The organism is Pseudomonas sp. R1-18, from assembly GCF_051132095.1.
GTDB lineage: Bacteria > Pseudomonadota > Gammaproteobacteria > Pseudomonadales > Pseudomonadaceae > Aquipseudomonas.
In genome coordinates this window covers 4,091,545-4,106,579 of sequence record NZ_CP071658.1, presented here as the reverse complement: position 1 = coordinate 4,106,579, position 15,035 = coordinate 4,091,545, and the positions used below count along the sequence as shown (strand labels likewise).

Sequence of the window (15,035 nt, the reverse complement as noted above, 5' to 3'; positions counted from 1 at the left end):
TGTGGTGTTCGTTGTCGGCTCAAAAGGTTACTCGCTGTCCAGATGCAGTGGGCTGATGACGCGTCCGTCCGGCTGCGCCTGACCCAGTTGCGCGTCCACAAAATACACACGTTCGTCTTCCAGTTGACCCTTCTGCACGAGGTAGTCCTTGATGCTGCTGGCCCGCTCCTGTCCCAGCTCACGCAGCAGCGCTTCATTGCCGCTCCAGAACTTGAGCACGGCGGCGCGCATCTGGTTCGAGCGCTCCTCTTTGCCAAGGTCCTGCCACTGCGCTGGCGGCTGTTGCTTCAGGCGCGCCCGGTAGATGCCTTCCAGCATCGGCGACTTCTCGTCTTCTGGCACCACCAGCAGGCCTGCGCGAGCCGGTACTTTCTCGCCGCGCCGCTGCAGAATCTTGTAGTACGTGTACTGATATTCACGCTCCAGACGTTGCTGCGCGATCAACGGTCCATCGCTGGCGGCGGCGCTGGTGCCTTCGATTTCCAGACGCAGGCTCGGGCGCTCCTTGAGAGCGGCTGACAGCTTGTCCAGCGCCTTCTGGGTGTCCGGGCCGAGCTCGCTGGAGCCTGGGGCGAAACTCACTGTGCCGAGGTCCTCGGAGCTTCCCCCGGCGACCAGTCCGCCCAGCATCTTGAACGGCGCGGTGGCGGCACGCACGACCAGATTGCGCAAGGTCTGCCAGACGATGGGCATGACACTGAACTGTGGATTATTGAGGTCGCCTTCAACCGGCAGCTCGATGGTGATGCGTCCCTGCGAATCCTTGAGCAGAGCTACAGCCAACCGGATCGGCAAATCCACGGCGTCCGGGCTGTCGACCCTTTCACCCAGTTGCAACTGCTCGACCAGCACCTTGTTCTGGGCTTTGAGTCTGCCTTCGGTAATCAGGTAATGAAGGTCCAGATTGAGACGGCCCTTGCGAATCCGGAATCCGGCAAACTTGCCGGAGTAAGGCGTCAGCGTGGTCAGCTCGACGCGTTTGAAGCTGGTGGCGATGTCCAGACTCGCCATGGGGTCGAATGGGTTGACGCTGCCTTTGATGGTAACCGGCGCATAACGGTCGACCTTGCCCTCGATGTCGACTGGCGCCGGCCGGGACTGGCTGTTGTCGATGGTACCGATGCGACCATTGAGTTGTTGCACGGCGGTGGCGAAATTGGGTGTAAGGGTAAAGTCCGCGAAGTTTGCCGAGCCGTTCTTGATATTCACCTCACCGACGCGGATCGCCAGCGGCTTGTCTTGCGCGGCTGCCTTGCGTGGCTCGGGCCTGGCCTGTTGATCGGCAGGCTGAGGTATCAGCAAATCGTCGACGTTGGTGCTGCGGTCGTCGTTGATCATGAAGCGGGCGTACGGCTGATCCAGATTGACCCTGGATATCGCCAGACTCTGCCCGTGTCGGTAATCGAGGCCTTCGAGCTCCAATTGCTGCCATCTGACGAAATCACGCTGTTTGAGGGTGTCGAGCGTGTGCAGCTGGTTGACCCTGGCTTTGCCGGTCACATTCAGTGCGAGTGGCTCAGTGCCTTGCAGATTGACCGCCAGATCACCGTCCAGCATGCCGCTGCGCAATTCCAGGCGGATAAAAGGCGTGATGTAGGCCTGGGCGACGCGAAGGTCGACATCCTTGGTCGTCACATTCAGCCGCGCGCTGACCGGTGCGAGGTTTACGTCGCCAGTGGCGGAAAGACGGCCCTGCTTGCCAAAGCCGGTATCCAGTTTGAGGTTAAAGGGTCTGGTATTGAGGCTGTCGAAGTTCTGCATATCCAGGTTCAGCGGACCGATATCCAGAAGGACCGGTTCGGCGGGCACCCGGTCAGCCAGGTGGACCTGATAATCGCGCAGCTGCACATCCTGCAGCATTACCTGCCAAGGCTTGTCGGCGGCGACAGGCTGGGCTTTTGCCTGGGCGGTCGTTTCAGTGACGGCGGGCGATTCGGCTGCCTTTTCATCGACCTTCGGCTTTTTCGGTGCCGAGGGCTTGGCCGGGGAGCTGGCAAAAAGCTTCTGCCAATCAAGCTGGCCATCAGCTTCACGGGCAGCCCAGGTTTCAAGCTTCTGGCTGCGAATTTTGCCGACTGTCACTTTCTGTTTTGCCAGGTCGACCGTCGTATCGCTCACCTCCAGCCGTTGCAGGCGCACCAGCGGTCGACCGTCCGGCGTGTCGAGCGCGAACGGGGCGATGCTGGCGGAAGCGCCAGTAAGCTGCAGCTCGGTCTCCTTGGCCAGATTGAGCTTGTATGCCGTGCTGAAGTTCAGCACGCCATCCTTCAGCGCCAGGGGAAGGGCGTCACGTACGTAAGGCCACCACAGCTTCATCTTGCCGTCGGTGATCTTGAGCTTACCTTCGGAGGTGATCGGCACCAGACTGATGCGCCCGACCCAGTCGATCTGCCCGCCATTCGGGCCGGCCGCGACCAGCGTCATGTCGGCGTTGTCTTCCGAAAGCGTGCTGAGATTGGTCAGCTCGAAGTTGAGCGAGTCGTAGAGGAACTCGATGGGATCGCTCGGCCGCACATCCTGGAAATGCAGGTAGCCGTCGGCGAGTCTGATCTGATCGATGCGCAAAGGGAAAGGCTTGCCTGCGGGCTCCTGCGGGCCGGGATCGCTGGCGGGCAGCTTGAACAGCTGCGCCAGATTCAGCTTGCCCTGTTTGTCGAACAACACCTCGGTCCTGGGCTTGACCAACTCAACCTGCTGCAAGTGCAGAGCGCGGTTCCACAGGCTGTCGATCTGCAGATTGGCATAGAGCTTCTCGAAGCCGATCTGCTCCTTGCCGGGCTCGCCGATGTTCAATCCCCATACTGTGAGTTCGAGTGTGTAGGGATTGAGCTCCAGCCGTTCCAGCTTTGCCGGAACGGTGGCGTAATCAGCCAGCTGTTGGTTGGCGATGCGGAGGGCGACACCGGGCAGGATAAAGAATCCCAGCAAGCTGTAGAGCACGAAAAGGGCGAGCAGTGTGCCGATCGTGCGTATCAAACCTTTGGACATGGGGGGCGTCGTCTCTCTCTTTCGGAGGTGCTTGGAGTATGGCACGCCCACTCGGTTCCAAAGGCAACGCCCTCGGGGGAGGTAGGAAAGTTCCTAAATTGCGGGATGAGTCAGAACCTCAGGATCAGCGTTTTTAACGGTGGCTGGTTATCCAGCGACGGGAAGTCAGCGGCTGGCTGCATCACCGCGCAGTCACGGACCGGGCGACCGGCCTTGCTCGCGCAACGCAGTACTTGCTCACGCCAGTCTTCCATGCTGACTTTTGCAAGATTGTTGCAGCAGATCAGCGTGCCGTTGTCAGCGGTGGTCAGCAGCGCCGGTTTGAGCAGGCTCTGGTAATCGCGAAGCAGGTCGACAGTGCCGAACGCGCTTTTGGCCCAGGCCGGTGGGTCCAGCAGCACCACGTCGTACTGGCGCTGCTCCAGTTTCACATAGCTGGGGAGTTTCTGACCGCGACGCGCGGCGACCGGCAGGCCGGCCAATTGGCGAATCGCGGGGAAGTAGTCCAACTGGATGAATTCCATTGCAGGCAACTCAGGGTTCAGCGCACCGTTTTCACGACCCACCGCCAGATTGCCTTCGGCGAAGTCCAGGTTACAGACCTCGCTCGCGCCGCCCGCTGCCGCGCTCAGGCCGACGCCGCAGGTGTAGGCGAACAGATTGAGTACGCTTTTGCCGGCGCTGTTGGCTTTCACCCAGCCGCGCGTATTACGCAGGTCGAGAAACAGCAAAGGGTCCTGCCCTGGGTGGCGACCGCGTACCCGGTAGTTGAGACCCCACTCGTGACCGACCAGATCCTGCAACGCAGCCTCTTGGGCCTTGTACACCGGGTCCTCGCGGTCAACGCGTGAGTTGCCTCGCGAGCGATCGTTGTAGACCAGCAGAGTGTCGAGGCCGAGAAAGGTGTTCACTTGCGCGTGAAGGCCGAGCAGGGCGTCGCGATCCAGAGTGCTGTGAAAGCTCTGGACCAGCAGTTGCGGGCCATAGCGATCGATGGTCAGGCCGCTTGCGCCTTCCTGGCTGCCATGAAACAGGCGATAACAGTCCGTACCCTGTGTATGCAGCTCGCTGAGCAACGACTGGCGGTTATCAAGAGCGACGCTGAGCGCCTGATTCAAGGGAGACATACAAAGCGCCTTGGCACGAAATGAAGGCGCGGGAGTTTAACATCTGTCAGCCCGTATCACCGTTTATCGCGAACGACGAGTGCGCTCCCGCAGGCCGGGACCCGTAGGAGCGCGCTTGCCCGCGACCAGGCAACTCGCGGCGGGATGGCGTCAGCGCGCCAGCGCCAGCGCTACGCCCTGGCCGCCACCGATGCATAGTGTGGCGAGGCCTTTGCGTGCGTCGCGCTTGATCATTTCATGCAGCAGCGTGACCAGCACCCGGCAGCCCGACGCGCCAATCGGGTGGCCGAGGGCAATGGCGCCGCCGTTGACGTTGAGCCTGGCAGGGTCCAGATCCAGTTCATGCGCCACCGAGAGCGACTGGGCCGCGAACGCTTCGTTGGCCTCGATCAGGTCCAGCTCGCCGAGCGTCCAGCCGGCCTTGTCCAGGCAGCGACGGGTCGCGCTGACCGGGCCGATGCCCATGATGGCCGGATCAACGCCCGCATTGGCGTAACCGGCAATTCGCGCCAGCACCGGCAGGCCCAGCTGTTGGGCTTTGGCGGCGCTCATCAGCATCACGGCAGCCGCGCCATCGTTGAGCGACGACGCATTGCCCGCCGTGACCGTGCCGTCTTTCTTGAAAGCGGGCTTGAGCTTGCTCAGCGACTCGGCAGTGGTACCGGCCCGAGGCTGTTCGTCAACCGCGAAAGACAGCGGCTCGCCCTTGCGCTGCGGGATCAGGATCGGAGTGATTTCATCGGCGAAGCGTCCGGTTTCAATGGCCGTTGCAGCCTTCTGCTGCGACAGCGCAGCGAACGCGTCTTGCGCTTCACGGCTGATTTCGTACTTCTGCGCGAGGTTCTCGGCAGTGATCCCCATGTGGTAATCGTTGAACGCGTCCCACAAGCCGTCGCTGATCATGGTGTCGACCATCGTCGCGTGGCCCATGCGCAGACCGGTACGGGCGCCGGGCATGACATAATTGGCCAGGCTCATGTTCTCCTGGCCTCCGGCGATGATGATCTCGGCGTCGCCGCAACGAATGGCCTGGGTCGCAAGGTGCAGGGCCTTGAGGCCTGAACCGCACACTTTGTTGAGCGTCATCGCAGGAACGGCAAACGGCAGACCGGCCTTGATAGCGGCCTGACGCGCGGGGTTCTGACCAGCCCCGGCGGTCAGCACCTGACCCATGATGACTTCATCGATCTGAGCGCCATCCACACCTGTCTGGTTCAGGAGCTGGCGAATCACGGCGGCGCCCAGATCAACGGCGGGAACACTGGCCAGTGCGCCCTGAAAACTGCCCACGGCGGTACGCGTGGCGGCAACGATAACGACATCTTGCATGGTGCTGATCCTCATTGTTTTTGGAGGTCGGGCGGTGGACGTTTGCCCGTGGCGATCAAGTCGCTCATGGTGTCATAGATGGGGGCGCGGGTTCCAACTGCGAACCCGTCGGTCACTTTTTGCCTGTTTCAACGGCCCATTCGTCGTTTCGCTCGATGGCTCGACCCGTCGCGTACCGCCCAACGCAATACCGGTGCGCTGGTGCCGACGCCGATCCGGATCAGCCGACGGTGCAGAGTGCCCTGCTGAACGCCGAGCATTGCGCTGGCCCAGTCCGGCAGCAGATCGATACCGGCCTGCATCATCAAAGCGCCAAACGGCCTGGTCAGTCGATTGGGCGCCGGTTCGGTAAGCAGCAGGCGCAGCACCTCGCGGCTGCGCGCGTCGCATACCAACTGGCTGCGTATATCCGTCAGGTATTTCGCTACCGCCTCGCGGGATCGCGGCACATCGCGAGCCCCGAGTCGCTCCGCGACAAGTGCGGTTTCTGCGTAGTAAGTGTCCTGATCGGTCAGCGACATTGCAGGGTTGAGATAGCGTAGATGGGCCGCCAGAAAGTTGCTGACCTCAGCGACATGGACCCAGGTCAGCAGCTCCGGATCGCTGGCGGCATATGCCCGGCCATCAGGCGCTGTCCCTACCACTTGCAGGTGAATGGTGCGCACCTTGTCGATCAGCCATTCGGCATCGCGGGTAGAGCCGAAGGTGGTGCCCGACAGAAACTGTCCGGTGCGGCGCAGCCGGCCCAGCATGTCCTGGCGAAAGTTGGAATGGTCCCACACTCCGGCAAGAGCCAGCGGATGCAGCGCTTGCAGCATAAGCGCGGCGATTCCGCCGATGAGCATGCTGGTGAAGTCGCCGTGGACCCGCCAGCAGACCGAATCCGGCCCGAACAGGCCGGGGTCGCCTTTGGGGTTTTCCAGATCCAGTTGGCCCAGTGACAATCCGGTCAGGTTGATAACCTGGCTTTCGATACGGCTGCGAATGAATTCCATGGGCTCTCATGTTTGAAACAGCGGGCACGGCCATGACCATGCCTCGCCTGCCTCAGCCATTCAAGCGTTTGTCGATCAGATCCTCCACCACGCTCGGGTCGGCCAGTGTCGACGTGTCACCCAGACTGTCCAGTTCGTTACACGCGATCTTGCGCAGAATGCGGCGCATGATCTTGCCCGAGCGGGTCTTGGGCAACGCTGGCGCCCACTGGATCATGTCGGGTTTGGCGAAACTGCCGATCTCCTTGCTGACGTGGTCCAGCAACTCTTTCTTCAGTGCCTCGTTCGGCTCGATATCGTTGATGGGTGTGACAAACGCATAGATCCCCATGCCCTTGACGTCATGGGGGTAACCGACCACGGCGGCTTCGGCGATGCTGTTGTGCAGCACCAGAGAGCTCTCCACCTCGGCGGTGCCGATGCGGTGGCCTGAAACGTTGATCACGTCATCCACCCGGCCCGTGATCCAGTAGTCGCCATCTTCGTCGCGGCGTGCTCCGTCGCCGGTGAAGTAGTAACCGGGGTAGGGTTTGAAGTAGGTATCGACCATACGTTGCGGGTCGCCATAAACGCTGCGAATCTGCCCCGGCCAACTGGCTTTGATCGCCAGAAGGCCGCTGCCGGGCCCGTCGATTTCCTTGCCCTGCTCATCAAGCAATACCGGCTGTACACCAAACAATGGCCCGGTGGCGCAGCCCGGCTTGATGCGGCTGGCGCTGATCAGCGGGGTCAGCATGATGCCGCCGGTTTCGGTCTGCCACCAGGTATCGACGATGGGGCAACGGCCGTTGCCGACTTCGCGGAAATACCATTCCCAGGCTTCCGGGTTGATCGGCTCGCCGACGCTGCCCAGCAGGCGCAGGCTTTCGCGCGACGTGTCCTGCAGCGGTTTCTGGCCTTCGCGCATCAGGGCCCTCAAGGCGGTTGGCGCGGTATAGAAGATGTTGACCTGATGCTTGTCGATGACCTTCCAGAAGCGCGACGCGTCCGGGTAATTGGGCACGCCTTCGAACATCAGCGTGGTCGCGCCGTTGGCCAGCGGTCCATACACAATGTAGCTGTGACCGGTCACCCAGCCGACGTCTGCAGTGCACCAGAACACCTCGCCGTCCCGATAATCGAACACGTACTTGTGGGTCATCGCGACCTGGAGCAGATAACCGCCGGTGCTGTGCAGTACGCCCTTTGGCTTGCCGGTGCTGCCGGACGTGTACAGGATGAACAGCGGATCTTCGGCATCCATGGGCTCGGCCGGGCAATCCTCGCTGATTCCGTGCAGCGCTTCGTGATACCAGAGATCGCGGCCCTGAACCCACTCGACCTCGCCTTCGGTCCGCTGCACCACCAGCACTGTGCCGACATTCGGGCAGCTTTGCAGGGCCTTGTCGACGTTGCCCTTGAGCGGGATGTACTTGCCGCCACGCACGCCTTCATCAGCGGTAATCACGAAGCGGCAGTCCGCGTCCAGGATCCGGTCGCGCAACGCATCCGGCGAGAAGCCGCCGAACACCACCGAATGCACCGCGCCAATCCGTGTACAGGCCAGCATGGCGTAGGCGGCTTCGGGAATCATCGGCATGTAGATGCACACCCGGTCACCTTTCTTCACGCCTCGGCTTTTGAGCACGTTGGCCAGGCGGCAGACATGGTGACGAAGTTTGCGATAGGTGATTTCAGCGGATTCGGAAGGGTTGTCGCCTTCCCAGATGATCGCGATCTGGTCGCCGCGGTTCTTGAGGTGTCGGTCGATGCAATTGACGCTGACGTTGAGTCTGCCGCCCTTGAACCAGCTCGCCTGGCCCGTCTTCAGGTCGGCATGCTGCACTTCGGTCCAGGGTGTTGACCAGTCCAGGAACGCTTTCGCCTGTTCGGCCCAGAACTGATCAGGCTGCTCAATGGATTGCTGGTAAAGACGCCGGTAGTCAGCCTGGCTTAACTGCGCGGCCTGTCGCACCGCTTCGGCTTTGGGAAACGCGCTGATGTCGAACATGACCGCCTCCTTATTCTTGGAATCATAAGAATAGGCGGACTGCGCACAACATGTGGGGGCGGGCTGAATCTGTAGGAATCCGTGGGAGCGGACCGGGCAGCGATCTGCTTGTCCGCGAAAAGGCCGGTAAAGCCAACGAAGATGTTGTGCTTGTACCTAAGCTTCGCGGACAAGTCCGCTCCTACAGGTGTTGTTTGGAACCCGTGGGAGCGGACCGGGCGGCGATCCGCTTGTCCGCGAAGAGGGCGGTACAGGGAGAGATCTATATCAACCGCGATGACGGCCGCGGAAGTAGTTGATCAGGCCTTGGGTCGAGGCGTCGTCCGCCGGCTCGTCGGTGCCGCCAGTCAGGCGCTGATACACGGCCTTGCCCATTTCCTTGCCCAGTTCCACACCCCACTGGTCAAAGGCATTGATCCCCCACACCACGCTTTGCACGAACACTTTGTGTTCATACATCGCCACCAGCGCGCCAAGGCGGCGCGGGCTGATGCGTTCGACCACCAGCGTGTTGCTCGGACGGTTGCCCGGAATGACTTTATGGGGCGCAAGGCTCTGCACCTGATCTTCGGGCAAGCCCTTGTCACGCAACTCGGCTTCGGCCTCGGCGCGGGTCTTGCCCATCATCAGGGCCTGGCTCTGCGACAGGCAGTTGGCGTACAGCCATTGATGATGGTCAGCGACCGGGTTGAAGCTGACGATCGGCACGATGAAGTCGGCCGGGATCAACTGAGTGCCTTGATGCAGCAACTGGTGGTAAGCGTGCTGACCGTTGGCGCCCACGCCGCCCCAGATCACCGGGCCGGTATCGGTCGAAACAGGCGTGCCGTCCTGGCGTACCGTCTTGCCGTTGGATTCCATGTCCAGCTGCTGCAAATGCTTGGTGATGTTACGCAGGTAGTGGTCGTACGGAAGAATCGCATGGCTCTGCGCACCCCAGAAGTTGCCGTACCACACGCCCAGCAGGCCAAGCAGCACCGGCATGTTCTGCTCGAACGGCGCGCTCTGGAAATGCTGGTCCATGGTGTAGGCACCGGACAGCAGTTCCTTGAAGTTGGACATGCCGATCGCCAGCGCGATTGGCAGGCCGATGGCCGACCACAGCGAGTAACGACCGCCTACCCAGTCCCACATCGGGAAGATGTTTTCTTCACGAATGCCGAACGCCACAGCCGCCGCATTGTTGCTGGACACGGCGATGAAGTGACGGTGCAGCTCGGCTTCCGAACCGCCCTGAGCGAGATACCAGGCGCGAGCGGCCTGAGCGTTCTTCAGGGTTTCCAGAGTATTGAAGGATTTGGAGGAAACGATGAACAGCGTGGTCTCGGCGCGGATCTTCATCGACAGTTCATGGAACTCACTGCCGTCGATATTCGCCAGGTAGTGGCAACGCACGCCTTTATGGGCGTAAGCGAGCAGAGCTTCGGAAACCAGTTCCGGGCCCAGGAACGAGCCGCCGATGCCAATGTTCACCACGTCGGTGATCGGCTTTTCGGTGTAACCGCGCCACAACCCGTCGTGAATGCGCCCGACCAGCTCGGTCATCTGGTTCAGCACGCGGTGTACGTCGGGCATCACGTCGACGCCGTTGACCTTGAGCTTGTCGGCAACCGGACGGCGCAGGGCGGTATGCAGGGCAGGGCGGCCTTCGGAAGAGTTGACCAGTTCACCGTCGTACAAGGCCTTGATAGCGTCCTTGAGACCCACTTCGTCGGCCAGGCGCACCAGCAGGTCGCGGGTTTCGCTGGTGATCAGGTTCTTCGAGTAGTCCAGAAACAGACCGGCACTGCTGAGGGTGAACTGGTTGAAGCGCTGTGGATCTGCGGCGAACGCTTCGCGCATGCTGAAATCCTGCATGGCTTGACGGTGTTGACTCAACGCTTGCCAGGCGGGCAGAGCGGTCACATCGGAAGGAGTGCGGTAGTACGCCATCGCTGCGGGTTTCCTTTGGCTTTGAACTGTCTTTTAACGTTTTGAAGCGAGGCCACTGACTCGAAATCTGGCAACGTCACGGAGACTACCTTCCGTCTGACCGTTTGTCTGCGCCTTGCCGTACTTGAGCCCGGTACTATTTCACACATCAATGGCCGGGTTTTGCTTCTCGAATGATGAAGGGCATGCAAGCACCTGTACCGATATGGCATTGCAGGTGTGGCTTAGTTCAGTGCCTGTGCGCTCCGCGCCGGATAGCCGTACGGGCACCGGCACCGAGCACAGCATAGGCATAATGTGGCCACAATGCGGCCACGTTGCAGTCCGGTCCGGGATGCGGCCGCTGTGCAAGCCGACCGCGCTCCTGACTTATTCGGCGTTCAGGTGCAGATTGTCGATCAACCGTGTCTTGCCCATGAACGCTGCGGCCAGAATCACCAGATCCGAATTCTCTGCGGTGGCTGGGCGCAGGCTGGTGGCGTCGCGGATTTCAAGATAGTCGATACGGAAACCCGCGGCTTCCAGCTCGCGTCTGCCGTCTTCCAGAAGACGCACGAAATCCTGCTGGCCCGCGCGAATTGCCGTGCCGATCTGACTGATGACGCGGTATAGCGCAGGCGCGGCAGCGCGTTGTTCAGGGCTCAGATACCCGTTGCGCGAGGACAGCGCCAGACCGTCGACGGCACGTACGGTCGGCTCGCCGATGATCTTGATCGGCATGTTCAGGTCGCGAACCATCGCGCGAATGACCGCCAACTGCTGGAAGTCCTTCTCGCCAAATACCGCAAGGTCGGGCTGGACCATATTGAATAGCTTGCTGACCACGGTTGCGACGCCATCGAAATGGCCGGGGCGGCTGGCACCGCACAGACCTTCGGACAGGTGCGGAACGCTGACCAGGGTCTGGTCGGCCATGCCGTGAGGGTACATTTCCTCGACAGTCGGGGTGAACAGCAGATGGCAGCCGGCCTGCAGCAGTTTTTCCTGGTCCGCGGCCAGAGTGCGCGGGTAGGTCGCCAGGTCTTCGTTGGGACCGAACTGCAACGGATTGACAAAGATGGTCGCTACCACGAAGTCCGCGCGCTGCACTGCCTTGGAAACCAGCGCAACGTGGCCGCTGTGCAGGTTGCCCATGGTGGGCGTCAGTCCGATCCGCTTGCCTTCGCTGCGCGCGCGGGCAACGGCTGCGCGCAGGTCGAGTACGGTTTTTACTGTGTTCATGCCGAGAATCCGTGTTCAGTTGCCGGGAAGCTCACGTCCTTCACTGCGCGGACGTACGCCTGGATGGCCGACGGGATGTCCGGCTGGCCGACCATGAAATTTTTCACGAACTTGGGTACCCGGCCGCTCAGCGAAAGCCCCAGCATGTCGTGCAGAACCAGCACCTGGCCGTCGGTTGCACTGCCTGCGCCGATGCCGATCACCGGGACTTTGACCGCCTGTGTGATTTCCTCGGCCAGTTCGCTGGGCACACATTCCAGCAGAATCATCGCGGCACCGGCCTGCTCCAGGGCAATGGCGTCGGCACGCATCTGTCGCGCCTGGCCTTCAAGACGCCCCTGAACCTTGTAACCGCCCAGCACGTTGACCGACTGAGGTGTCAGGCCCATGTGCGCGCATACCGGAATCCCGCGCTCGGCGAGCAGGCGTATGGACTCTGCCAGCCACGCCGCGCCTTCGACCTTGACCATGTGCGCGCCGGCCTGCATCAACGTAGCGCTGTTGACGTAGGTCTGGTCCAGAGTGGCGTTGGCCATGAACGGCAGGTCCGCGAGAATCAGCGCACCCTGATTGCCGCGTTTGACGCAGGCAACGTGATAGGCCATTTCAGCGGTGGTGACCGGGAGGGTGCTGTCGTGACCCTGCAGGACCATGCCCAGCGAATCGCCGACCAGCAGCACTTCGACACCCGCCTGGCTGGCGGTGTGGGCGAAAGTCGCGTCGTAACAGGTCAGCATGGTGATCTTTTCACCTTTCTGCTTGAGGGCCAGCAGCGACGTAACGGTTGTATCCGGCATGTAAAGTCCTCCATCAGGCGCTGTGAACCCAGGGCTGTCGTCAAACTGCAACAGAGCCTCAAAGCAACGCGTGAGAGTCATCCTGAAAAGCAGGCACACCGTCGTGGCGCGGTGTTTCGCAAAGGCCTGTTTCGCGCCCATTCACCAACGGGTTGGCGGCGGGAGGCCTATCTTCGTGAGGAGGGGGCGTGAAGTCAATTGCGGGTGTTACCCGTTTGCCTCGCCGGTTACAACGGCAGGTATCGGGTGACAGGATCATTCAGGCCGGAGCGGCCAGCCGCTCAAGGCCCACGAACGGGCAGTCGGCCAGCAGCCGGTTCAGCTCGCGACCGTCGGCCAGTCGCAGGCCGGGTGCCAGTTCCGCCAGCGGGTACAGCACGAAGGCTCTGGCCTGCATGTGGTAGTGGGGCACTTTGAGTCGAGGCTCGTCGATGACGCGTTCGCCGAACAGCAGGATATCGAGGTCCAGCGTGCGCGGGCCCCAGCGTTCGTGACGCTCGCGACCCTGGTCCAGTTCGATGGACTGCAAGGCGTCGAGCAAAGCCAGGGGCGTCAGCGCAGTGTCGAGCGCCGCCACCGCATTGGTGAAGCGCGGCTGGCCGGGCAACAGGGAATCGCTGACATAGAACGAGGAAACACCCGCCAGCTCGCTGTGCGGCAGGCGGGACAGCGCCTTCAGTGCGCTACGCAGTTGCTCGGCCGGATCAGCGAGGTTGCTGCCAAGCCCAATGTAGACGCGCTCGATTGCCGTCTCACTCACTCTGCGCACCGCTACGCTTGCGCTTGGCACCACTACTGCGACGACGCTTGCGCGGGCCGGTGCCGGTCGCTTCAGGCTTGTTGCTCAGGTCGCGAATCATCTCGCGACGTTCGCTGTCATTGCATTCCTGATACTCGGTCCACCAGTCGCCCAGGCCATCGGTCTGCTCGCCAGCGGTTTCGCGCAGCAACAGGAAGTCGTAGCCGGCGCGGAAGCGCGGGTTGTCCAGCAACTGGTCGGCGCGCTTGCCGGAGCGGCGTGGCAGACGTTCCTGCATGTCCCAGATCTCGCGGATCGGCATGGTGAAACGTTTAGGGATCGCGATGCGCTGGCACTGCTCGATGATCAGCTCGTGTGCCGCTTCGTGCATGGCCGCGATTGGTGGCATGCCACGCTCCTGCAAGCGCAGGACCTTGGCGGGTAGCGCTGGCCACAGCAGGGCGGCAAACAGGAACGCCGGGGTGACCGGCTTGCCTTGCTTGATACGCAGGTCGGTGTTGATCAGCGCCTGGCTGACCAGCGTGTGCGTGTAAGTCGGGTTGTATTCCAGCGCCTTGGAGGTTGCGGGGAACAGCGGCTCGAAGAGCTCCAGGTCCACCAGCATTTCAAAGGTCGGCTCGGCATGACCGGACAGAAACAGCTTGAGCACTTCTTCGAACAGACGAGCTGAAGGAATATCGCGCAGCATGGGAGCCAGCGGCCGGATCGGCAGTGCGCTGTGCTTCTCGATGCCGAAGTCCAGCTTGGCGGCGAAACGCACGGCGCGCAGCATGCGCACCGGGTCTTCCTTGTAACGTTGCTCCGGGTCGCCGATCAGACGAATCAGGCGATTGCGGATGTCGTGCACGCCATTCGCATAATCGAGAATGCGCTCGCTGACCGGATCGTAATACAGCGCGTTGATCGTGAAGTCGCGACGCTGGGCGTCGTCTTCGAGCGTGCCATACACGTTGTCACGCAGGATGCGGCCGCTTTCGTTGCGCGACGACTGGTTGCTGTCTTCTTCCTCGTCATCCTCGGGATGATTGGCGCGGAAGGTGGCGACTTCGATGATTTCGCGACCGAAGTGGATATGCACAAGCTTGAAGCGTCGACCGATGATCCGGGCATTGCGGAATTCAGCGCGAACCTGCTCCGGCGTGGCGCTGGTCGCGACGTCGAAATCCTTGGGTTCGATGTTCAACAGCAGGTCGCGGACGCACCCGCCCACCAGGTAGGCCTGGTAGCCAGCGTTCTGCAGACGCTCGACGATATTGACGGCATAGCGGCTGAACTGGCCTCGCTGCAGCGAATGCTGGCTGGCGTTGAGCACTTCAGGCGTAGTGCGCGTGTGTTGCTGCGGTTTACGCAGCGGAGACCGGAATGACTGGAACAGCTTCTTCAGCATGGGATGCACTGTTTGAAGGAATATTCGGCCAAAAATGGAGAATGACCGCATGGTGGGCGGGGATTCTAGCATTTAGTCAGGGAATGGTGTAGGACGCTGAAGCGAGGAGGCGAAACGAAAGGGGGGATAAGCTACCGAGGGAGCCGAAGCTCCCCCAAAGTGCGTGCTCTTTATTCTTATTGTCTGTTCGGGCTTTTTATTTTTGTTGAATGCCCATTCACGAGACCTTCGTCTGTGAAACCTCTCAATCGAGAGTCAAGAGCAAACGGATTGCTTTGGTCGCTGCGTTGCAATGATCATTCGATCCAACCAGTTCAGGCGCTACCTCAGGGTAGTTTTTATTGATCTCGGCCTGGTTGCGGGGCAAGCCCCAAATACAACTCCTCTCCAAAAGAATCAGTTAGCTGCGCCTCCGCCGTCTTGTTCTTGTTATGCGTGAGTCGATTCGTCTTATTTTTATTGTGAGTGTCGTACGGCTTATTGTTCTTCTTGTACCTGAGATATAGCAG

The 15,035-nt window shown here is 61.2% G+C and carries 10 protein-coding genes; all 10 read right to left on the bottom strand.

What is annotated here, in order from left to right; all coding sequences use genetic code 11:
• Positions 1-27: 27 nt before the first annotated feature.
• Positions 28-2,988, bottom strand: a complete 2,961-nt coding sequence (locus J3P77_RS18810; RefSeq protein ID WP_434678069.1) for a DUF748 domain-containing protein — start codon at positions 2,986-2,988, stop codon at positions 28-30.
• Positions 2,989-3,098: 110 nt separating this feature from the next.
• Positions 3,099-4,115: a class I SAM-dependent rRNA methyltransferase gene (locus J3P77_RS18805; RefSeq protein ID WP_434678068.1), complete on the bottom strand. Its 1,017-nt coding sequence runs from the start codon at positions 4,113-4,115 to the stop codon at positions 3,099-3,101.
• A gap of 150 nt (positions 4,116-4,265) precedes the next feature.
• Positions 4,266-5,444, bottom strand: coding sequence for an acetyl-CoA C-acetyltransferase (locus tag J3P77_RS18800; RefSeq protein ID WP_434678067.1), 1,179 nt, complete (start codon positions 5,442-5,444; stop codon positions 4,266-4,268).
• A 128-nt stretch (positions 5,445-5,572) separates the two neighbouring features.
• Positions 5,573-6,439 carry an oxygenase MpaB family protein gene (locus J3P77_RS18795; RefSeq protein WP_434678066.1) on the bottom strand — a complete coding sequence of 289 codons (867 nt, stop codon included), beginning with the start codon at positions 6,437-6,439 and terminating at the stop codon, positions 5,573-5,575.
• Between the two features lie 52 nt (positions 6,440-6,491).
• Positions 6,492-8,429 carry an acetate--CoA ligase gene (gene acs, locus J3P77_RS18790; RefSeq protein ID WP_434678065.1) on the bottom strand — a complete coding sequence of 646 codons (1,938 nt, stop codon included), beginning with the start codon at positions 8,427-8,429 and terminating at the stop codon, positions 6,492-6,494.
• 267 nt (positions 8,430-8,696) lie between these two features.
• Complete coding sequence (pgi, locus tag J3P77_RS18785) at positions 8,697-10,361, bottom strand: glucose-6-phosphate isomerase (protein WP_434678064.1); 1,665 nt, start codon at positions 10,359-10,361, stop codon at positions 8,697-8,699.
• Between the two features lie 369 nt (positions 10,362-10,730).
• On the bottom strand, positions 10,731-11,582 hold the full coding sequence (gene panC / locus J3P77_RS18780) for a pantoate--beta-alanine ligase (protein WP_434678063.1): 852 nt from the start codon (positions 11,580-11,582) through the stop codon (positions 10,731-10,733).
• Positions 11,579-12,379 (bottom strand): 3-methyl-2-oxobutanoate hydroxymethyltransferase, encoded by an 801-nt coding sequence (panB, locus tag J3P77_RS18775; protein WP_434678062.1) that lies wholly within the window; start codon positions 12,377-12,379, stop codon positions 11,579-11,581. The genes panC and panB overlap by 4 nt, the downstream gene beginning before the upstream one ends.
• 259 nt (positions 12,380-12,638) lie before the next feature.
• Positions 12,639-13,124, bottom strand: a complete 486-nt coding sequence (folK, locus tag J3P77_RS18770; RefSeq protein WP_434682071.1) for a 2-amino-4-hydroxy-6-hydroxymethyldihydropteridine diphosphokinase — start codon at positions 13,122-13,124, stop codon at positions 12,639-12,641.
• A 7-nt stretch (positions 13,125-13,131) separates the two neighbouring features.
• Entirely contained in the window at positions 13,132-14,526 is a 1,395-nt protein-coding gene (locus J3P77_RS18765) for a polynucleotide adenylyltransferase PcnB (protein ID WP_434678061.1), read from the bottom strand.
• Between the last annotated feature and the right edge of the window lie 509 nt (positions 14,527-15,035).